General features: G+C 40.7%; 21 protein-coding genes, 1 rRNA gene and 4 pseudogenes. 10 read left to right on the forward strand and 16 right to left on the reverse strand.

Features of this window, described 5'->3' with window-relative positions:
• A 5S ribosomal RNA gene (rrf, locus tag FTV03_RS13425) occupies window positions 1-105 on the forward strand; the annotation flags it as partial.
• A 122-nt stretch (window positions 106-227) separates the two neighbouring features.
• Here rrf and FTV03_RS17990 read toward each other — a convergent pair.
• A pseudogene (locus FTV03_RS17990) lies at window positions 228-353 on the reverse strand (hypothetical protein); the annotation flags it as partial.
• A gap of 32 nt (window positions 354-385) precedes the next feature.
• On the opposite strand from FTV03_RS17990, the pseudogene FTV03_RS13430 reads away from it, so the two are divergent.
• Window positions 386-755, forward strand: a pseudogene (locus FTV03_RS13430) (IS3 family transposase); the annotation flags it as partial.
• Between the two features lie 141 nt (window positions 756-896).
• Here FTV03_RS13430 and FTV03_RS13435 read toward each other — a convergent pair.
• The 3 genes from FTV03_RS13435 to FTV03_RS13445 are packed head-to-tail and all read right to left on the reverse strand — an operon-like array spanning window position 897 to window position 2,666.
• Window positions 897-1,538, reverse strand: a complete 642-nt coding sequence (locus tag FTV03_RS13435) for a hypothetical protein (protein ID WP_180041715.1) — start codon at window positions 1,536-1,538, stop codon at window positions 897-899.
• Window positions 1,539-1,556: 18 nt separating this feature from the next.
• Window positions 1,557-1,985, reverse strand: coding sequence for a ClpXP protease specificity-enhancing factor (locus FTV03_RS13440; protein ID WP_180041717.1), 429 nt, complete (start codon window positions 1,983-1,985; stop codon window positions 1,557-1,559).
• Window positions 1,986-2,012: 27 nt separating this feature from the next.
• Window positions 2,013-2,666, reverse strand: coding sequence for a glutathione S-transferase N-terminal domain-containing protein (locus FTV03_RS13445; protein ID WP_180041718.1), 654 nt, complete (start codon window positions 2,664-2,666; stop codon window positions 2,013-2,015).
• Window positions 2,667-2,830: 164 nt separating this feature from the next.
• On the opposite strand from FTV03_RS13445, the gene FTV03_RS13450 reads away from it, so the two are divergent.
• Complete coding sequence (locus FTV03_RS13450; RefSeq protein WP_180041720.1) at window positions 2,831-3,076, forward strand: hypothetical protein; 246 nt, start codon at window positions 2,831-2,833, stop codon at window positions 3,074-3,076.
• Between the two features lie 62 nt (window positions 3,077-3,138).
• Here FTV03_RS13450 and rpsI read toward each other — a convergent pair whose 3' ends face one another.
• Both rpsI and rplM read right to left on the reverse strand, forming a co-directional pair.
• On the reverse strand, window positions 3,139-3,525 hold the full coding sequence (gene rpsI, locus FTV03_RS13455; protein ID WP_078190115.1) for a 30S ribosomal protein S9: 387 nt from the start codon (window positions 3,523-3,525) through the stop codon (window positions 3,139-3,141).
• Window positions 3,526-3,537: 12 nt separating this feature from the next.
• Complete coding sequence (gene rplM, locus FTV03_RS13460) at window positions 3,538-3,966, reverse strand: 50S ribosomal protein L13 (protein ID WP_004722943.1); 429 nt, start codon at window positions 3,964-3,966, stop codon at window positions 3,538-3,540.
• Between the two features lie 661 nt (window positions 3,967-4,627).
• Here rplM and pdxA point away from each other — a divergent pair.
• From pdxA to FTV03_RS13480, 4 genes are all read left to right on the forward strand, one after another.
• A complete protein-coding gene (pdxA, locus tag FTV03_RS13465; protein WP_180041722.1) occupies window positions 4,628-5,611 on the forward strand; it encodes a 4-hydroxythreonine-4-phosphate dehydrogenase PdxA in 984 nt (327 codons plus the stop codon).
• Between the two features lie 69 nt (window positions 5,612-5,680).
• On the forward strand, window positions 5,681-6,490 hold the full coding sequence (locus FTV03_RS13470; RefSeq protein WP_180041723.1) for a pilus assembly protein PilJ: 810 nt from the start codon (window positions 5,681-5,683) through the stop codon (window positions 6,488-6,490).
• Between the two features lie 30 nt (window positions 6,491-6,520).
• A complete protein-coding gene (rsmA, locus tag FTV03_RS13475; RefSeq protein WP_180011634.1) occupies window positions 6,521-7,333 on the forward strand; it encodes a 16S rRNA (adenine(1518)-N(6)/adenine(1519)-N(6))-dimethyltransferase RsmA in 813 nt (270 codons plus the stop codon).
• Between the two features lie 6 nt (window positions 7,334-7,339).
• Window positions 7,340-8,185 carry a symmetrical bis(5'-nucleosyl)-tetraphosphatase gene (locus tag FTV03_RS13480; protein WP_180041725.1) on the forward strand — a complete coding sequence of 282 codons (846 nt, stop codon included), beginning with the start codon at window positions 7,340-7,342 and terminating at the stop codon, window positions 8,183-8,185.
• A 53-nt stretch (window positions 8,186-8,238) separates the two neighbouring features.
• On the opposite strand, the gene FTV03_RS13485 is transcribed toward FTV03_RS13480, so the two are convergent.
• From FTV03_RS13485 to hflX, 6 genes are all read right to left on the reverse strand, one after another.
• Entirely contained in the window at window positions 8,239-8,685 is a 447-nt protein-coding gene (locus tag FTV03_RS13485) for a DUF2147 domain-containing protein (RefSeq protein WP_180041727.1), read from the reverse strand.
• Window positions 8,686-8,826: 141 nt separating this feature from the next.
• Window positions 8,827-9,276 (reverse strand): DUF2147 domain-containing protein, encoded by a 450-nt coding sequence (locus FTV03_RS13490; RefSeq protein ID WP_078190108.1) that lies wholly within the window; start codon window positions 9,274-9,276, stop codon window positions 8,827-8,829.
• Between the two features lie 60 nt (window positions 9,277-9,336).
• Complete coding sequence (locus FTV03_RS13495; RefSeq protein ID WP_111884999.1) at window positions 9,337-9,789, reverse strand: DUF2147 domain-containing protein; 453 nt, start codon at window positions 9,787-9,789, stop codon at window positions 9,337-9,339.
• A gap of 248 nt (window positions 9,790-10,037) precedes the next feature.
• Window positions 10,038-10,712 (reverse strand): LrgB family protein, encoded by a 675-nt coding sequence (locus FTV03_RS13500; protein WP_078190106.1) that lies wholly within the window; start codon window positions 10,710-10,712, stop codon window positions 10,038-10,040.
• Window positions 10,713-10,723: 11 nt separating this feature from the next.
• Entirely contained in the window at window positions 10,724-11,095 is a 372-nt protein-coding gene (locus FTV03_RS13505) for a hypothetical protein (protein ID WP_168379556.1), read from the reverse strand.
• 43 nt (window positions 11,096-11,138) lie between these two features.
• Entirely contained in the window at window positions 11,139-12,473 is a 1,335-nt protein-coding gene (hflX, locus tag FTV03_RS13510) for a ribosome rescue GTPase HflX (RefSeq protein WP_180041729.1), read from the reverse strand.
• A gap of 412 nt (window positions 12,474-12,885) precedes the next feature.
• Between hflX and FTV03_RS13515 the strand changes: the two genes are divergently transcribed.
• Complete coding sequence (locus FTV03_RS13515; protein WP_180041737.1) at window positions 12,886-13,707, forward strand: 1-acyl-sn-glycerol-3-phosphate acyltransferase; 822 nt, start codon at window positions 12,886-12,888, stop codon at window positions 13,705-13,707.
• A 48-nt stretch (window positions 13,708-13,755) separates the two neighbouring features.
• Here FTV03_RS13515 and FTV03_RS13520 read toward each other — a convergent pair whose 3' ends face one another.
• Window positions 13,756-15,375 carry a phospholipase D family protein gene (locus FTV03_RS13520; protein ID WP_257220800.1) on the reverse strand — a complete coding sequence of 540 codons (1,620 nt, stop codon included), beginning with the start codon at window positions 15,373-15,375 and terminating at the stop codon, window positions 13,756-13,758.
• 104 nt (window positions 15,376-15,479) lie between these two features.
• Between FTV03_RS13520 and FTV03_RS13525 the strand changes: the two genes are divergently transcribed.
• Window positions 15,480-16,490 (forward strand): metallophosphoesterase, encoded by a 1,011-nt coding sequence (locus FTV03_RS13525; RefSeq protein ID WP_180041733.1) that lies wholly within the window; start codon window positions 15,480-15,482, stop codon window positions 16,488-16,490.
• Between the two features lie 291 nt (window positions 16,491-16,781).
• Here FTV03_RS13525 and FTV03_RS13530 read toward each other — a convergent pair whose 3' ends face one another.
• Both FTV03_RS13530 and FTV03_RS13535 read right to left on the reverse strand, forming a co-directional pair.
• A complete protein-coding gene (locus tag FTV03_RS13530) occupies window positions 16,782-18,095 on the reverse strand; it encodes an MFS transporter (RefSeq protein ID WP_078194265.1) in 1,314 nt (437 codons plus the stop codon).
• Between the two features lie 145 nt (window positions 18,096-18,240).
• Window positions 18,241-18,882: a hemolysin III family protein gene (locus tag FTV03_RS13535; RefSeq protein WP_180041735.1), complete on the reverse strand. Its 642-nt coding sequence runs from the start codon at window positions 18,880-18,882 to the stop codon at window positions 18,241-18,243.
• A 107-nt stretch (window positions 18,883-18,989) separates the two neighbouring features.
• On the opposite strand from FTV03_RS13535, the pseudogene FTV03_RS13540 reads away from it, so the two are divergent.
• Window positions 18,990-19,106: pseudogene (locus tag FTV03_RS13540) on the forward strand (methyltransferase); the annotation flags it as partial.
• Window positions 19,107-19,128: 22 nt separating this feature from the next.
• Here the strand turns inward: FTV03_RS13540 and FTV03_RS13545 are convergent.
• Window positions 19,129-19,237 (reverse strand): annotated as a pseudogene (locus FTV03_RS13545) (IS701 family transposase); the annotation flags it as partial.

Raw genomic sequence — 19,237 nt, forward strand, 5'->3', positions numbered from 1 at the left:
ATAGCAAGAGTGAACCACCTGATCCCTTCCCGAACTCAGAAGTGAAACCTCTTAGCGCTGATGGTAGTGTGGGGTTACCCATGTGAGAGTAAGTCATCGCCAGCTCATTATTCGAAACACCCCCTGATATCTCAGGGGGTGTTTTTTTATGCGTGGAAAAAAGATAAAAGGGGGCGAAAATAAAGCGTTGGAAATCCAACGCTATAAATCGACCTAAAACGATAAAATTATCTTAACTGACGTCGTGCATGCTTTAATGCAGTTCTTAACCCTTCTTCTAAAGTTGGATGATAAAAGGGTTTATTTAAAATTTCATGAATGGTTCGTTCTTCTGAAATCATCCAAGCTAACATAAGCCAATGACTGCATAATTTGAATTGTGGGCGGGTATCCAACGAATATCATGGTCCATTCTGACCAAGGCTCACAGCACTGTAGTCGTGATTTTAGAGCGCTATTATTGATGAATAACTGCATCCAAAGCATGTCTAGATGAATAACTGCATCCAAAGCATGTCTAGACGAGGCCTTGCGCAGTATATTGCTCATGGGATAATGCAGTAACAGAAAGCTTCTTTCACACATTTAAAGGTCATGTGGTACATGGCAGTGTATTTTTGACCCGAAAAGAAGCCAATGTTGTCTTGTTTGACTATATTGAGATTTACTACAATCGAGTGAGAAGGCACTCTGCAAATGGTTGGTTAAGCCCAGAAGCCTTTGAGCAGAAATATTTTAAGAATTTAGAGGGATAGGTTGTCCACGATACTGCCTGGGATCATTATTTGGCTACTTTTATCGGGTAAATTTTATATTTAAAATATCAATATCCTAAATATTCGATTAAAAAAAACCTGCTTAAAAAGCAGGTCATAGATTTAGAGAAATGAAGTCAATTAAGCAAAAATATTACATGCTGCAGATGCCAAAATCCATAGAATCACCACTGCAACTACTGGCTCTACAATTTTTGACCAAGTCGGTACTTGTACTTCAGTTGTTACGTCTTCTTGTGTATGTTGTTGATTAACCATTTGATTGAACTCCTTCATTGATGCCTCTAATGATATCTCTTCTTGAAGATTTGGTTTAGAACCAAGGAGCTCTGTTAGGTTGTTTGTTGACCAAACCCAATCATCCGCTTGACCAGAAAGATGTTCAATTTGTCCGTTGAGTAATTCTCGAATACTTTGCGGTGAATGTGAGCCTGTATCATGAAGTTGTTTTAATTCATTTAATTGTAAATGAAAAACTTCTGTAGTTAGGTTTTCGAGTTCAGAGCGTTCTAATGTTGATGCATTTGAAGGGTTGGTGGTGAGATGACGTGAAACTTCCTGAATATAGAGTTCATCAGGCTGAGTAATTTCTTGATAAACCTTTTCACCATTAATGCGTAGCTGATGAATCAATTCACCTAAGGTTAAAGCATTAATTTCACGTAAATGTTGTCGTTTTTCTTCACGATTTAAATGACTTAAAAGCGTAGGCTTTTGAGATTCTATTTGTTCGACAAAATATTGTACTAAATCAAAAGCCATTATTCGCTTCCTTATTCTTTAATCGAGCAACCTTAAACCCGGTTTTTTCTTCGGTTGCTCTTGTTGTTCTTGGTCGTTTGATTTTAAAGCATTTTGATCATTCTGAATACCTTCATATTCTTGAGGATCGAAGAACATGCCTTGACCATTTTCACGTGCATAGATGCCTAGAACAGCAGAAAAGGGGATATAGAGGTTTTGCGAAACGCCACCAAAGCGTGCAGAGAAAGTAATCGTCTCATTACTCATGTGTAGCGCATGCGTTGCATGAGGTGCGATATTCAGGACAATTTGGCCATCTTGAATATATTGAACTGGCACCATCGTACCATTCTGTGTCGCATCGACAAGTAGGTAGGGGGTAAGTTGGTTTTCACAAATCCATTCATAAAGTGCCCGTGTTAAGTATGGACGTGTTGGAGTGAGTTGTAGTTCCTGTTCAGACATAATGCTTACTCGAATATTTATGGAAAATTAATTTTTTACTAAAAGCTCGCTATAGCGATTTTTTTCCTGCAATGTCATTGATTTGATAAATGCTGGACGGCTAAAGATGCGTTGGCAATAGAGAAATATAGGGCGGCATTGCTGTTTGGGAAGCTCAATACCCATGGCTTTTAGGCGCAGAAATATAGGCGCGAGCATACAGTCTAACATGCTAAATTGTTCAGACATAAAATAAGGATAATGCTGAAACAAGGGGGTTAGTGAAATGAGTGTATCACGTAATTGTTTTTGTGCTTTTTGCTTGGCTTTTTCATCGAGGGTATCGGGATGGCGAAGCATAATATCGGCAAGTCTTAACCAATCTTGTTCGAAGCGCCATACATATTGACGTTGCTCTGCACGAGGCATAGGTGCATCTGCATACAGTTTATTTTGACGATAACGGTCATCTAAATATTCGGCAATAATACTGCTGTTATAGAGTTTTAGGCCATTTTCAATCATCATCGGAAGTTGATTGTAGGGATTTAAACTCGCAAGATCTTCGTCTTCATCATCAGCAATAATTAAATTATGTTTGATTTGCTTCTCTGCAAGTACATAGCGTATCCAGTGTGAGCGAAAGTCATCCGCATGACTGTAAAGCGTAATTCCTTGGAGAGGTGCATTTTCGACTGACATAATCCGAGACGATGAGAAATGAATAAGATAGGATACTAAAATTAGACAGTAAAATCACGGAGACTTTAGCAATATCAATGCAGCTACAGTGAAAATTACAGTTTTGTTTTATTTGATTTTATCTGATAGCTTTTCATGTCATTCATTTACCTGATCGTCACCGCATGATGACCATTGCACTTGTACAAAAAATATTATTTTTTGCTGCAGTTATTTTTATGGGCATTGGCTTTTATACGGCACTCGCTGGAGGTTATGCCTCTGATTATGGAGCAGAGGATGATATCCTAGAACAAAAAAGCAAAATGACCATCTGTACAATTACACTAATATTGTCGGTTATATGCTTAATTGCGAGTTTTAGTCTTTTTGTTTATCGGATCGTTATTCTATTTGCATCATCTTCATAAAAATCAAGATATAAAAAAACCTTGGCATAAGCCAAGGTTTTTTGTCCGATTCGGTAAACGAATTAACGTTTAGAGAATTGAGGACGTTTACGAGCTTTACGTAAACCAAGTTTCTTACGTTCAACTTCACGAGCATCACGAGTAACGAAACCAGCTTGACGAAGAGCAGGTTTAAGAGTTTCGTCAGAAGCGATCAATGCACGAGTAATACCGTGACGGATAGCGCCTGCTTGACCACCGATACCACCACCAGCAACAGTGATGTAAAGGTCATATTTCTCAGTAGCTTCTAAAAGCTCAAGTGGTTGGTTAACAACCATACGAGCAGTTTCACGACCGAAATATTGTTCTAAAGAACGGTTGTTGATTACGAGTTTACCAGTACCAGCTGATAGGAAAACACGTGCAGTTGCGGTCTTACGGCGACCTGTACCATAGTTAGTAGCCATGTGCTGTATCCCTTAGATGTCCAAAACTTGTGGCTGTTGAGCAGTATGTGGATGCTCAGTACCAGCGTACACTTTCATTTTCTTGATCATTGCATAACCAAGAGGACCTTTTGGCAACATGCCTTTTACAGCACGTTCGAAGATTTCTTCTGGTTTGTGAGCAACTAATTTTTCGAAATTAGTTTCACGAATACCACCAGGGAAACCAGTGTGGCGATAATATTTCTTATCAAGTGATTTTTTACCAGTCACTTGAACTTGCTCAGCATTGATAACAACGATGTAGTCACCAGTGTCAACGTGAGGAGTATAAGAAGTTTTGTGCTTACCGCGTAAACGACGAGCGATTTCAGTCGCAAGGCGACCTAAAGTTTTGCCAGAAGCATCAACAACGTACCAGTCGTGTTGAACTTCAGCTGGCTTAGCGCTGAGAGTTTTCATTAAACCACTACCTATTATAGTTGGTTTGGACTATGGAAGCTGTCCAAACAAAAGGAGACGCGATTCTATACGAATACGTGAAGAATCACAAATGAAAATATAAAATTTCAAGCGCTGTATTGTAGTATATTTCTTCAGCAATAAACAGTAGATAATCCAGAAATTATAAAAAAAGCGGATGAAAGTAAATCATGTCGAATTCTAATCTGTTAAAAAACACATCTGAACCCTTATTTTGCGACATTGGTGGTATTTAATGGGCTTATGTAGCACCTTGATTTTAAGCCCAACTTTTTTGTATTTGGTATATTTGCATGGGGCGGATGGTGCGATCATCGTTTTGTTGATGATGCTCACTTTATTTTTCCTTAGTTATTTATTGGTTTATCTGTTGATTGGATTATTGCTTGTGAGCGTTATGTCTTTTTGGTTGATAACGAAGTACCCGCAGCATGTGTCAGTCGTTCAGCGCGGCATTATGATTCTTATTTGCATTGATTTGGATCATTGACATTTTAGGTTTTGCTTTCGATTTCATTCCATACAATGTCGTACAACGCGCTTATTTTTGAGTTTTGTCAGGTATTTTTAGTCAATAAAATTAGGTCTGTCATGTGCATCACACAGTATAATAATGTTATTGCACACACAGGATAAACCCATGCTGCCTTTATATATCACGAGCGGTGAACCCGCAGGTATCGGACCTGATATTTGTTTGAGCTTAGCCAATCGAATAGATGAAAGGCCAATTGTGGTTCTTATTGATAAAGATTTGCTGCTCAAGCGCGCTCAACAATTAAAGCTCGAAGTTGAACTGATCGACTATGTTGGGCAGGAGGAGTCGGCAGCTCTAGGTCAGCTTTATGTAGAACATGTGCCTGTGACTAAACCTGTCATCGCAGGTCAGTTAGATGTGAATAATGCAGCCTATGTGTTGGAACAATTACGTCGTTCTGCAGATTATGCGATGTCTGGCAAAAGTGTAGGTGTTGCAACTGCACCTGTGCAAAAGTCGATTATTAATGATGCCGGTATCCATTTCAGCGGACATACGGAGTTTTATCAAGAATTTGCAGGCGTTGATCGTGTCGTGATGATGCTTGCGACCAAAACGCTCCGTGTCGCATTGGCAACAACACATTTACCGCTTCGTGATGTTGCGGATGCCATTACTCAAGAACGTTTGCATCAAGTCATTGATATTGTAATTCATGATTTAAAAACCCAATTTAAAAAAGATCATCCGCATATTTTAGTCTGCGGTTTAAATCCGCATGCGGGTGAAGATGGCTATTTGGGCATGGAGGAGATTGAAGTGATCAATCCGGTGCTAGAGCGTTATCGCGCTCAAGGGGTGAATATGAGCCTGAGCTTACCTGCTGATACCTTATTTACCCCTGAAAATTTAAAAGATGCCGATGCGGTTTTGGCGATGTATCACGATCAGGGCTTGCCTGTGTTAAAGTCGCAGGGCTTTGGCGAAGCCATCAATATCACTTTGGGCTTACCGTTTATTCGGACTTCAGTGGATCACGGCACAGCACTGTCACTGACTGGAACTGGTCTTGCTAAAAGTTCGAGTTTACAGGTGGCGGTCGATTTAGCTTTAGAATTAGCACGTGCGAAAAATAACGAAACTTAATAATAAAGGTTTGAATTTTATATGAATAATAGTAAAAAATTATCAAAAATAAAACAGGAAAATAACAAGATGCTTAGGGCGAAATCGATCATTCGCCCATTTTTTGGGATTGCGTTAGCGTTGATGCTGTCAGCATGTTCAACGCTCGCTACAGATCATCATTCTTGTGACTTAAAAGTATTATCGCTGCAAATTCCAAAACAGACGGAAGGATTTATACGTTTTGCATCACCGGCTGCCGTGGATGGCTTTAAACATAATCAGCAAAAATTTAATCAAGCGCTGACCGCGATGCATAAAAAATATGCGAATCGTGGCGGTGCTGATAAAATGCTTCAAGATGGGCAGGCAATCAATGCTAATATTGATCTGCTTGTACAGCATCAAAATAGCCTGAATGCGCTATATGAATATCAAATTCTTGTAAGTGAAACCATTCCAGGTATTCAAGCTGAATATAACCTTCTGGCTGATATGATGGCTAGAGCAAACAATTCAGCAATGCAAGCGATTATTGCTAAAAATCAAGTCTTTATTGCGGGACGGCTGTTGGATTCTTTGCTGAATTTAACTGATGTGAATTCTATTCATCCAGACGATTTAGATGACTTTTTAGCAGATTTTGAAACTTTCAATATTTTTTTGAAGGCTCAACTGAATGGTAATCCCGAACTCGGTGTAGAGCGCGTAAACAATGCTGAAATGCGTGAAAGTTTGCTCTCCATTCAGGCTGAAACTGAAGAAATGATGAAATCTGAAACAATGGCTTTGTTGAAACAAAGAGAGCCATTGCTCAGTGTAATTAACGCGGCTCGGGATAATGTGGCCAAGTCCGAAGAAATTTTTGCTCGCTTGAGTGAATTTGAATCAAGTCAGTAATCGTTGTAATAAACCTATGCGGAGAATTTTATGTATCAAATTAATGCCCTAAACCCAAAAGATGAAGGGCATCACACGCGTAAGCGGTTTGGACAGAATTTCTTACATGATCAACGTGTTATTGCCAAAATTGTACGTTCGGTAAATCCGCGTACTGGTGACAATATTGTCGAAATTGGTCCCGGTCTTGCCGCGCTTACATCGCCTTTAATTGGTGAATGTGATGCTCTAACTGTGGTTGAGCTGGACCGTGACTTAGCTGCAGGTTTGCCGGGCCGTGTGCCGCATCCTGAGCGCTTGACCATTGTTGAAACCGACGCGCTGAAATATGACTTTACCGAGCTGTTTGCCGAAGGCCGTCCTCTGCGCGTGGTTGGCAACTTGCCGTATAACATCTCGACTCCGCTGCTGTTTCATCTCTTGGAGTTTGGCGACAAAGTCAAAGACATGCACTTCATGCTGCAAAAAGAAGTCGTGGACCGTATTACCGCTTCACCGAATACTAAAGAATATGGTCGTTTATCGGTGATGATTCAATATTTCTGCAAACCGACGTTTTTATTTGAAGTGCCACCGGGCTCATTTAATCCGCCGCCAAAAGTCACCTCTGCGGTATTCCGTTTAGAGCCTTATGCCGTTAAACCGATTATGGCGAAAGATGAAAAAGCGCTTGCGCGTTTAGTTTCACATGTCTTTACTCAGCGCCGCAAGACCTTGCGTAACAGCTTAAAAGGCATGTTGGTTGAAGATGGTTTTGAAAATGCAGGGGTTGATCCAATGGCGCGTCCAGAAACCCTAACACTTGCAGAATTTGTCGCATTAGCAGATCAAATGGTGGCTTAAATAATTATGACTCGCAATATTCGCTATAACTATGTCATTGGTGATGTTCAAGGCTGTTTTGAAGCATTAAAAGCTTTACTGAAAGAGATTAAGTTTGATGCAGACCAAGATTTTATATGGTTTGCCGGTGATCTCGTCGCACGGGGTGAAAACTCGGTAGGCGCTTTGCGGTTCATCAAAAAATTAGTGGATAGTGAAGTTGCGGCGACGGTACTGGGCAATCATGATCTGACTTTGCTGGCATGCGCTCGCGGTATTAAGGATATCAATCCTAAAGACAATATCGATGATGTGATTCACGCTTTAGAAAGTGATGATTTGATTGATTGGTTACGCAAGCAGCCGCTGTGTCTATTTCCGAATGAGCAAACCATTTTGACTCATGCGGGTATTCCTTTGAATTGGACTGCGCAGCAAACCGCTGATTTGGCAAAAGAAGTGGAAGCGGTGATTGGTCATGACGACTTTGATGTGGTCGATGCGTTTCTTCAAGTGATGTACGGTAAAGAGCCGAACCTATGGTCGGATGATTTGTCGGGTCATGCGCGCTTACGCTGTATTACCAACTATCTGACCCGCATGCGCTTAACCGATGCTGAAGGCCGTTTAGAGTTTAGTTTTAAAGACTCACTCGATGACCCTATGCCGAAGGGTTTTCAACCATGGTTTGAGTTTGAGTCACAAGCAGCGCAGACCCATCAAATTCTTTTTGGTCATTGGGCGGCTTTGCAAGGAAAAAGCATTTCAGCAAAAATCCAAAATGTGGATGGCGGATGTGTTTGGGGCAATCAGTTGATGGCCTATCGTTTAGAAGATCAGTGCATGTTTGCGGTCGATAATCCTGTAATGTAAGTATTTAAAAATAAAAAAGCCGCATTCGTGCGGCTTTTTTATTGGTGTGAGGATTAGTCTAAACGAATCCAAGTTTGGTTACGGTCCAAGACTGAAACGCCAATACTTGCACGGATCGAAATACGTTTTCCTGTGCTGTTTAAGCGCACTTTAGCATCATAAACCTTGCCAGAAAGAGGGTCGATAATACGACCTTTTTCATAATTATTTGTATTATTAATTTGCTTTAAACCTTTAACAATTTCCATGCCGAGAATCGGTTGGTTGGTATAAGGTGCTGGGCACTTATTACAGTTTTTTTGCGGTGTATAGCCAGGACGTGGTGTAATTTTAATAATTTTACCGGTATAGGTATTATTGGATTCTTTGTGAATCGAAATAATCGCTTTGGCCGCTCCTGTTTTATCGTCAATTTGTTGCCACGTGCCAGCAATGTCATTTGCAAATGCACCATTCATCAAACCGAATGTGCATAGGCTGAATAATATTTTTTTAAACATAATCGCTTTTCCCCTAGAAGCGTGATTTATGAGCACGTATGTTAGAAAGTTTACGAGAATAGTCAACTTAATTTTTTAAAATAATTTGAATATCTTAGGCATAAAAAAACCGCCATGGCGGCGGTTTTTATAACATTGAACTTATTCTTGGCGAATCCAAGTTTGGCTACGACCGAGTGCTGATACACCCATATAGCCACGTAGCGTGAGACGTTTGCCACTGGCATTTAAGCGAACTTTTGTGTCGTAAATTTTGCCAGAAAGTGGGTCGATAATACGGCCTTTGTCGTAGTTATTGGTCCCTTCAACATGTTTTAAACCAGTTAACACATCAAGGCCTAAAATCGGTTTGTTTTTATAAGGTGCAGGGCAATTTACGCAGGTGTCGCGCGGTGTATAGCCCGGACGCGGCGTCACTTTGATGATTTTACCCACGAATGTGCCATTACTTTCTTTACGGATTTCAATAATGGCTTTTTGTGAACCTGTTTTATCATCAATTTGTTGCCAAGTCCCTGAAAGGTCTTGAGCAAAAGCTGAACCACTCATTACAGCAGCTAAGAATAAGAGGCTCACTTTTAATTTTTTCATCAGATATTCCCTGTAGGTGGTTCACCTATATCAAATCAATTTACTGAATAAATTTAAAATTTATTCAGCGCGAATCCATGTCTGTGTACGACCAATTGCGGAAATCCCCAGATATCCACGTAAATGTAAGCGCTTACCATTGGCAGAAATTTTGCCTTTTAAGCTGTAAATTTTGCCTGCTAAAGGATCAATAATTTTTCCTTGAGAGTAGGTATTTTCACTTTCAAGTTTCAGCCCCTTAAATACATCCATCCCTAAAATAGGCTGGTTGGTATAAGGTGCAGGGCAATTCACACATTTTTCCTTTGGTGTATAACCCGGACGTGGCGTCACTTTCACAATTTTGCCGGTATAGGTGTCTTTGGCATCTTTTCGAATTTCGATCAGTGCTTTAGGCGAACCGGTTTTATCGTCAATTTGTTGCCAAGTCCCTGTAAGATCTTGAGCATAGAGTGCAGAGCTTGTGACTACAGCACCAAATAATGCAGCCCATTTCAAACTTTTTTCGATCATATTAATAATCCTTTATCAATACACTTTGTGAGGGTTTATTGATCATACTAGGTAATATTTGGACTTAGAGCAACTACTCTAAGCCTAAATATTTACATTTTATTCGGGAAAGTTGACATGTTGCACAAAAGTGACTTTACCAAAAATGTAACATCCACAGCACATCGTTCAATGTGTTGTGGCGTACCCTTGAATTTATATTAAGTTTATTTTTTATACAAAACAATCATTTAAAAGTGATTGCTCAGTCACATATTTTGTAGATAGAGTATGAAAGTTGGCAACCAGATTGCTGTGAAGACTGCATTTACCGCCATGCCAAATGCTGCATAGCGCCCAGCAATGCTGCCGCGCTGCCAAGCTTGAGCTGTGCCAATCGCATGTGCAGCAAGTCCTAAGGCGAGTCCTGATGCACGTTCATCATGAATATTTTTGAGTATGATGGGTGAAAATGCTGCGCCAATCACCCCTGATAAAATCACAATCAAAATCACCAAAGGAATCGGGGAATGCAGCAGCGTCGCAATGTTGATGGCAATTGGGGTGGTCACTGCCCGTGTAGCAAAAGCCATAATGGTTGGATCTGACAAATGCAATAAATAAGCCAGCCCCATAGGGAGGGCAACGGCACTGATACTGGCAAAGACTAAAATCCCGCCCACGGCTTTTAATGGCAAGTCATCGTAGCGCATTGCTGCTAAAGGAATGGCCAAGGCCACTGTGACATAGCCGAGTAAGTTATTGAACAGTGGATTGACCTGTGCCATATAACTTTCATAGGAAATGCCAAAAAGATAGAGCATACCAATGACGAAAAACATCCCAATCACAATCACGGGGATTTGCGGTAATTTTTTATTAATGGGTTTTGCTACAAGATAGGCGATCAGGGTAATGATGAATCCAGAGATGATTGAAAGCATGTTGATTCTCCTTATAGCCATTTCTTAGACATTTTTGCGTAGACCCACAGCGGTATGAGGGTGCTGACAAAGAGAACAATCAAAAACATTGGAATTTCATCACCTAAATGCATCATCATCAGCAATGAGCCTGCACTAATGGGTAAGAAGGCAAAGGCACTTTCTTTCATGATTTTATTATTGGTATCGACCAAACTGGCTGGAATTTTGTTGAATTTTCTCCAAAATGAAAGCACGATCAGCAAGCTAATCAGTCCGACGAGATTACCTAATTCTGGGTGACTGAATTGCTTCATGACCCAGACCGCACCTTCACGGAAAAGAATAATTAATGCAAGAGTGCCTATCCAGGCTTTCCAGTCGATGCGCTTGATCCAGTCCATTTTTGTCTTTCGTTAAAATTATACAAATCAAGTTTTAACCGATTTAATCTTTAATTTCAAATTCTTCAAGAGGATGTTGGAATTGTTGCGCACGTGTTCCCAAAATTTCATCAATGGGTAAATGCGCCTGTTTAATCAGTTGTTCTAACTTATGTGGGGCAATGATGACATGCAAAATCAAGTTGCCTTGTTCATCATAACTTTCATTTTGGATCACATTGAGCGCATACAGTTGTGTTCTTAATTTACCATAAGCCGGTTTTAGATGAACTTCAAAGCTTTGAATTTGACCCATTAAGCATTCTTGAACCGCTTGGCGTAATAAGGGTAGACCTTTACCACTATGCGCTGAGACATAAACACGTTCCGGCTGATGAGGCTTGCCATAGATGATTTTAGGATCTTCACCACTGACATCAATTTTGTTATAAACGCGCAGAATCGGAACATCGACACCAATTTCTTTCAGTACTTTTTCGACAGCCTCGATTTGTTCCATCATGTCAGGACTGCTGGAGTCAATGACATGTAACAATAAGGTCGCCTCCAAGGTTTCTTCTAAGGTGGCTTTAAACGACTCGACTAATGAGTGCGATAAATTACGCACAAACCCTACAGTATCGGCGAGCACTAAGTTGCCGATACCATCCCAATGTAGACGGCGTAGGGTCGGATCAAGTGTCGCAAACAGTTGGTCTGCTGCATAGACATCGCTTTTCGCTAAATTATTAAATAAGGTCGATTTACCCGCATTGGTATAACCGACCAATGACACGGTCGGAACTGCGGCTTTTTGACGTGCCACACGGCCTTGCATACGTGTTTGGCGGACTTTCTCAAGTTTCGCTTTGAGTTGTCCCATACGGAGCTTGAGTAGACGACGGTCGGTTTCAAGCAGGGTTTCACCCGGTCCACGTAAGCCAATCCCGCCTTTTTGGCTATCGAGATTACCGCGACTACGAATCAGTCGTGAAGCCATATGTTGTAATTGGGCCAACTCAACTTGCAATTTACCTTCATAGGTGCGTGCGCGTTGAGCAAAAATATCTAAGATTAATTCTGTACGATCGACCACACGACATCGCATGATGCGTTCAAGATTACGTGCTTGGGCAGGGGTGAGGGCATGGTCAAAGATGACCAATTCTACTTCATGCTCTGCAACCACTTCTGCAATTTCTTCCGCCTTCCCTGAGCCAATAAATAATTTGGCATCAGGCTTAATACGCTGAGCATGCACATGCTGCAGAATATTGGCACCTGCAGATTGAGCTAGTAAGTGAAATTCTTCGGCATCAAGGTCTGCGAGCATTTGTACTGCTACGCTGACTAAAATTACGCGTTCACCGCTCGCTTGATGTTGATTTAAATTTTCCACTCAGCACACACTCCTGTTTAAAGATTCATTTTAGGCGAAAATGGAGTGCGAGGGTTAATCTAAGTGAGGGATTAATGGCTAAGTTGCTGTATGTTGTACTATTCAATTAGAGAAAGCTGTGAAAGCTCAGTGCCAGTAAAAAAAGCACACTCATATATATCAGTGAAAAACCAGCAATGGCTTTTAAAGCTTGCCATGAAGAAATAGGAGGGGTATCTGAATGTGAGTGATTCATAATGCATAACCTTTAAAATCGATATAAAAATGATATTTGATTTTTAAAAACGATTAAAATGGAAAAATATTATCTTCGACTTCGGTTTTTATGATCAATGCAAAAAAACTGTCTTCGGTATATGATGATGAAAATTTACGCCAAATTGTGGCACCGTGTCATTTTAGTGAACCGTTTATGAATCAACCTCAAATCGTCAATACACCGCAAATTAATGTGTTTTCAAAATTTTATTTGTATTGTAAAAAAGTCGGTGCAGCAGCCGTTGCTGTGACGCAGGGTTTTTATTTGGTTTATCGTCATCAATTGTATAAAGACCCGAATAACCCGCAAAATACCCGCTATGTGCAGTATTTTTGTCGCAAGTTATGCAAAGTATTTAATCTTGAAGTCAAAGTACATGGTGAAATTCCACGTCAACCCGCCCTTTGGGTAAGTAATCATATTTCATGGTTAGACGTTGCAGTTTTGGGTTCAGGTGCACGTGTTTTCTTTTTGGCTAAAGCTGAAATTGAAAAATGGCCAGTATTCGGTAATTTGGCGAAAGGCGGTGGCACGTTATTTATTAAGCGTGGCTCTGGCGACTCGATTAAAATTAAAGAACAAATTACGGGCTTCTTAAAACAAGATACGCCGGTACTCTTTTTCCCAGAAGCCACGACTTCGGATGGCAGCAAAATTAAAAAAATTCATGGTCGTATTTTAGGTGCAGCGATTGAAGCTGAGCGTCCAGTCCAAATTTGCTTAATTTGCTATGTGAATCAGGACGGTGAACTGGACAATATTGCGCCCTATGTCGGAGACATTAGCTTTGATCGACATGTCAAAAATGTCTTAGAAATGCCGAAAGTCACTGCGCATCTGATGACATTGCCCGCAATTGATTCGGCAGGTCATACTGTTGACAGTCTGACACAAGAAGTGCAGCAAAAAATGAATCAGGGATTGGCAGAACTTCAAGCCAAAGTCCTTAAAGCGCCAGTTCCAGTTGAAGCTTAATGAATTAGTGATACATGCTGCAAGGGGGATGCCTTTGCAGCACAATCCTTACATAAAGCCTTCGAGCGGCAACCAAGAGATAAATTTCACCCCTGCTTTTTGCCACCACTTGATTTTCGGTTCACGTGGATAAATACGCGTTTGACCATTTGACAGCTTAATTTTCCAATTGATCTGTTGGTCTGCATTGAGCACTAACTTATAGGCATATTTACTCAAATTTTCATCCATGGTGTAGTGGACTGCTTTGGCTAAGCGTGGGCTATTCAGTAATACCCCAATTTCAGTATTTAAATATGCTGAGCGAGGGTCAAAGTTAAATGAGCCGATAAAGACTTGTTTTTCATCAATTGCCATCAGTTTGGCATGCAGGCTTGAACGGCTTAAACCTTTTAGACTCACTTTAGATTTTTCCGCCAACTCTTTGGTATTGGTGTTGAGGTTTTCTGCATCAGGTCTAGAGAGAAACTCATAGAGTTGAACATCGTGTTCCAAGAGGTCTTGACGATATTTGCTATAAAAAGCATGAACCAATGGCACGTCATTGGCCTGGAATGAGTTGGTCAAGACTCTGATTTTTACGCCATCTGCACGAAGGTTTTTTAGGCGTTCAGCCCCTTTTTTTTCTGGGACAAAGTAGGCTGAAACGATATCGACACTTTGTTCCGGTTTATCTAAACGGTTGAGCAGCTGAAAGTTGAGATGCTCTTCTTTTTTAGCCTTTGATTTGATTTTGCTCGGGGAGTCTTTGACGACTTCGGCTTTGACCCAGTCAAATTGGATTTTATTGTTGAGCCAGTCATCAAAGGCATGTGAACGATTGGCTAAGTCCAAATAATTGACCACAGTGGCTTCTTGGTTATAGTCATCGAGTTGTTGTTTGAGACTGTCAAAGCGCAAGCAATAGTGGCGTGGATTAACCAATTGGCGTACTGGAAAGGCATAGTCATCATTCCAATATTCGTCAAAAGAATGAATGATTTCATCGGATGCCGCACCGACCAGCATGACGTCAACATCGGAAAATTGATAGTTATCACTGACGTTATAGTATTGGTTACTCATATTGCGACCACCAATCAGAGCAATTTGATTGTCTGCAATAAAGCTTTTGTTGTGCATACGGCGGTTGATGCGTTTTAGATCCAGCACCATATCGACAGGGCGGAAATGTCGGAAGCGGTAGGGATTATACAGTTTGACATCAATATTGGCATGTTGGTCGAGTGCCATATAAATGCCTTCCATTTTTTTGGCATTGTTGTCATCGACCAATAAACGAATTTTCACCCCACGATCTGCAGCTTTGATCATGGCATGTAGGGCCAAAGCACCAATTTTGTCGTTATCCCAAATATAGTATTGTAGATCTAAACTTTTTTCGGCTTTATTGATTAGCTCGATTCGAGCCGCTAAGGCTTCTAATGGGTCATAAAGAACGTGGTAACCGGTTAAGTTAGGATTTTGTTCCCGTAGCGGCAACACAATTTTGGCAAGGCTAGTATCGTCTGTAGGAGTATTAAAGGCATATTCCACAGGTTGAGTGTGCTGTTTAGGCAAGGTACTACATGCAGATAAAGTCAAAACAAGGCTACAACTCAGCAAAACCGCCTTAGTGCGGTTGTGTATGAAGGGCAAATTTTGCTGTTTCGGTGTAGCTGAGTTCATACTGTTAGACATACTAAAAAATTTGATTTGAGTATAAGTGTCAGCTGTGAAAAGATAAATATAGTGACCGAGTTTCCTCGTTAGGCAAATTGTAGAGCAAATGTATGTGGGAATTAGATTCCGTAGTGATGTATTTTTATATCGGGTTGGCTGTGCTGGGCGTTTGGGCAATTTCCCAAGCTTGGTTAAGTCAGTCACGCACGGAAACGATTCATCCGTTTAAAGCCTTCGTACATTTGTTGGCATTTTATCTTTCGTATTTACTTATCCCTTTGTTCTTCTTTAGCTTTTATGCAGGCTGGAGTGGCTATTATTCACTACATGAAGCGATTTTTGTCGGTGCTGTTACGGGGCTTTTGTGCTATGCCCGATTTATCGAGCCGCACATGATTCAGGTGAAAAAATGCCAATATCAATTGCATGAAACACGACAATTATTAAAGCCTGTACGCATTGCCTTAATTGGTGATTTACATATTGGTTTATTTTCGGGTCATGAACGTCAGTTAAAAATGATCGTCGATAAAATCAATGCACAAAATCCTGATTTGGTCGTGGTTGCAGGGGATTGGACTTATGAGCCTGAAAATAAGTTGGCTGAAGAACTGGCTGTACTGAAAAATATTATTGCGCCGATTTATTCGGTGAATGGTAATCATGATGAGCAATATCCCGGCCCGCCTATTCAAGCGTTATTAAAACATGCATTAGAAAGTAATCATGTGGTGGATATCGAAGGGCAAGTGGTGGAATTTAATGAGTTTCGCTTATTAGGCGTTGGGGACTTATGGGCTGGTAAAGCCGATATGCGCTATTTGCCAGAATTGCCACAAGATAAACCTTGGATCATTTTGTCGCATAATCCAGATACCGTTGATATGGTACCTAAACTGCCAGGACGACCATTGATGTTGTCGGGTCATACACATGGTGGACAAGTGGAATTGCCATGGTTGACCGATTATGTAATGAAAAAAGTGTCGATTTTAGGTCATAAAAAAGGGCTATATCAGCATGACAATGCAGATGTCTTTGTCACTGTTGGTACGGGCATGGTTGGGGTGCCTTTTCGTTTTCTTGTGCCACCGACCATTGATATTATCGAGTTGGTTTAATCAAAAACTACCGTTCATTATCGCTAAACGGTTTGGTGACTGTTCTTCTTGATGTAGAGCTACAGGCCTTGTTTGGTTAATAAAATTGAATCGTGCCATTCATTTGCTGTTTGAAATTAAGTGAATGACCGTGTATTGGAACAGATGATGTGTATTGCTCAGTTGGATCTAAGCTGCATTCATGAATAAAATCGAAATGATGTCAACTATAGAGTAGCTAATTAGGTCATTGACTCAATTTGAGACATAAAAAAGCCAGCAATAGGTGCTGGCTTTTTTATTATGTGCAGATTAAACCTGATTATTCACATCATCATTTTTAGTTTCGCGAATCATTAAGAACGCGATCAATGAAAGGATTGATGCCGCAGTTAGGTAGTAACCTACTGCATATAAACCATAGCCAGTTGCAAGTTTAGTTGCGATCAATGGCGCGAAAGATGCACCAAAAATACCAGCCATGTTAAAGGTTAAAGCTGAACCTGTGTAACGTACAGACGTTGGGAAGATTTCAGACAATACCGTACCAATTGGACCATAGGTTAAACCCATGATCGCAAGACCGATACATAGGAATAAGAACACCATCGCAGTACTGCCAGACTCAAGCATGCTTGAGAAGACTAAGCCAAACAATGCAGATACAACACATACCGCAATCGAAGTCGTTTTACGACCAAATTTTTCAGCAAATACAGCAGAAAGTGGAATGAAGGCAGCGAAACAAAGTGTGGCAACCAGTTGAAGTTTTAAAAATTCTTCACGTGTGTAACCAAGCTGGGTTGTACCCCATTGTAAAGCGAATACTGTGGTTAAGTAGAACACAACGAATGTACAAATCGCAGCAATCGTACCGAGAATTAACATCCCCCAGTGCTTAGTGATCACTTCTTTGAACGGAATATTTACTTCTTTTTGCTTATCCAATACTTTTTGGAACGCTGGTGTTTCATGTAATTTTAAACGAATCCACAGACCGACGATAACCAATAGCGCACTTGCAATGAATGGAATACGCCAACCCCATTGCATAAACTCAGCTTCAGACATGAAGTGACCTAAGGTCAAGAATGAGCCTGTTGCAAGAATAAAGCCGATTGGCGCGCCCAATTGAGGGAACATACCATACCAAGCACGTTTGCCTTCTGGCGCATTTTCAGTTGCAAGCAGCACGGCACCTGACCATTCACCACCTAAACCAAGACCTTGACCTAAGCGACAAAGTGCAAGCATGAGCGGAGCAGCGATACCAATTTGAGCATAGGTTGGAAGCAAGCCGATACATACTGTAGAAATCCCCATGGTGAGGAGAGCGGCAACTAATGTGGCTTTACGACCGATACGGTCACCTAAATGGCCAAAGAATGTTGCACCAATCGGGCGAGCAATAAAGGCAATCGCAAACGTCGCTAGAGATTGAATCGTTGCGGTTGTTGGATCTGTACTTGCAGGGAAGAACAGATGCGGGAAGATAATTACAGCCGCAGTTGCATAGATGTAGAAATCGAAGAACTCGATTGTGGTACCTACAAGACTTGCTGTAAGTACGCGGAATTTTGAATTTGTTGGTTGCTGTTCAGTGGCAGCAGCACTTGAAGACGCCATGGTGGACCTTACACTTACTAAAAATAATTGAACTTAGTTTTAAAAGCGTAATCTTTTTAAAAAAGGCGTAATTTCTTAAAAAAATACGAAATACCAACTTACGGACTGCGGAATTAGGGTCACTAAAGAATGCAGTGTCAGCGGGTTATATCACGTAGAGATAAATCGACAGGAAATGTGATCCTGCACCTATCAATACAAAAATATGCCAGATAGCGTGTGTATATCTTACCTTTTTTAAGGCATAAAACAATGCACCGATTGTATAAGATAGCCCGCCAATGATCAGGTAGGTTAAAGCTTGATCAGATAAAAAGCGTTGCATATCATCCATTACCAGTACTGCAAGCCATCCCATCACCAAATAGGCAATCAACGAAATCTTTTGAAAACGATGAATGAAAATTAATTTGAATAGTGTCCCAATTGCGGTAATCACCCACAGTGCAATGAGTAAATAATGCGCTTTTGCGGTAGGCAGTGCGATTGCCAGAAACGGGGTGTAAGTACCTGCAATTAGATAATAGATTGCAGTATGGTCGAGTTTTTTGTACCAACCACGGCGCTCAGGAGACTCTGCGAAGTGATATAGACTCGATGCTGAAAACAATAACAGCATACTGAATGCATACACCCAAAGTGCAAGCCATTGTCCAGTTGGAAGGTACGAGCCTTTTAAAATCAGTAGGATACCTGCGATGGCAGACAAAGCCGCACCGAAAGCATGGGTATAGAAATTCAGTCTTTCTTCAGCTGGGTCATAAGCTAAAAGATGGGGAGCATTCATAACGTATCTTTTATAATAATTTAAATATACATATGTATAGTAATTCAATTTTGCTTTTGGTGTAAGAAGATTTAAAATTGTTTTGCAAATTTATCTAGGTTTATATTATGTCATCTTTGGCTTCTCCCTCTACGCAAGAGCAGCAATTTTTAGCAGCCTTTCAGCAAGCCATTGAAACACAGCGTTTTGATCGCATGATCTTGAGTCAGTATAAAGGTGAATTAGACCAATAGGACTTACGCACTATTATTTAAAGATTCTCTGTGGTAGCAGATGATTTTTATCGAGAATAAAGTCATCAATGAAGCTTTTGATAATTGGTCTAAATAATTTCTTCTGCCAACGATATACATTT

Source organism: Acinetobacter sp. YH12218, assembly GCF_013417925.1.
GTDB lineage: Bacteria > Pseudomonadota > Gammaproteobacteria > Pseudomonadales > Moraxellaceae > Acinetobacter > Acinetobacter amyesii.

Bases quoted from the DNA above. Each gene is read 5' to 3' on its own strand.
- rsmA (WP_180011634.1), top strand. From the start codon at position 6,521: ATGTATCAAATTAATGCCCTAAACCCAAAAGATGAAGGGCATCACACG.
- FTV03_RS13525 (WP_180041733.1), top strand. From the start codon at position 15,480: ATGTGGGAATTAGATTCCGTAGTGATGTATTTTTATATCGGGTTGGCT.
- FTV03_RS13480 (WP_180041725.1), top strand. From the start codon at position 7,340: ATGACTCGCAATATTCGCTATAACTATGTCATTGGTGATGTTCAAGGC.
- FTV03_RS13450 (WP_180041720.1), top strand. From the start codon at position 2,831: ATGATGACCATTGCACTTGTACAAAAAATATTATTTTTTGCTGCAGTT.
- FTV03_RS13495 (WP_111884999.1), bottom strand. From the start codon at position 9,789: ATGATCGAAAAAAGTTTGAAATGGGCTGCATTATTTGGTGCTGTAGTC.
- FTV03_RS13445 (WP_180041718.1), bottom strand. From the start codon at position 2,666: ATGTCAGTCGAAAATGCACCTCTCCAAGGAATTACGCTTTACAGTCAT.
- rplM (WP_004722943.1), bottom strand. From the start codon at position 3,966: ATGAAAACTCTCAGCGCTAAGCCAGCTGAAGTTCAACACGACTGGTAC.
- FTV03_RS13505 (WP_168379556.1), bottom strand. From the start codon at position 11,095: ATGGACTGGATCAAGCGCATCGACTGGAAAGCCTGGATAGGCACTCTT.
- FTV03_RS13530 (WP_078194265.1), bottom strand. From the start codon at position 18,095: ATGGCGTCTTCAAGTGCTGCTGCCACTGAACAGCAACCAACAAATTCA.
- FTV03_RS13440 (WP_180041717.1), bottom strand. From the start codon at position 1,985: ATGTCTGAACAGGAACTACAACTCACTCCAACACGTCCATACTTAACA.
- FTV03_RS13470 (WP_180041723.1), top strand. From the start codon at position 5,681: ATGCTTAGGGCGAAATCGATCATTCGCCCATTTTTTGGGATTGCGTTA.
- FTV03_RS13500 (WP_078190106.1), bottom strand. From the start codon at position 10,712: ATGCTTTCAATCATCTCTGGATTCATCATTACCCTGATCGCCTATCTT.
- FTV03_RS13490 (WP_078190108.1), bottom strand. From the start codon at position 9,276: ATGAAAAAATTAAAAGTGAGCCTCTTATTCTTAGCTGCTGTAATGAGT.
- FTV03_RS13515 (WP_180041737.1), top strand. From the start codon at position 12,886: ATGAATCAACCTCAAATCGTCAATACACCGCAAATTAATGTGTTTTCA.
- FTV03_RS13485 (WP_180041727.1), bottom strand. From the start codon at position 8,685: ATGTTTAAAAAAATATTATTCAGCCTATGCACATTCGGTTTGATGAAT.
- FTV03_RS13535 (WP_180041735.1), bottom strand. From the start codon at position 18,882: ATGAATGCTCCCCATCTTTTAGCTTATGACCCAGCTGAAGAAAGACTG.
- FTV03_RS13520 (WP_257220800.1), bottom strand. From the start codon at position 15,375: ATGAACTCAGCTACACCGAAACAGCAAAATTTGCCCTTCATACACAAC.
- rpsI (WP_078190115.1), bottom strand. From the start codon at position 3,525: ATGGCTACTAACTATGGTACAGGTCGCCGTAAGACCGCAACTGCACGT.
- FTV03_RS13435 (WP_180041715.1), bottom strand. From the start codon at position 1,538: ATGGCTTTTGATTTAGTACAATATTTTGTCGAACAAATAGAATCTCAA.
- pdxA (WP_180041722.1), top strand. From the start codon at position 4,628: ATGCTGCCTTTATATATCACGAGCGGTGAACCCGCAGGTATCGGACCT.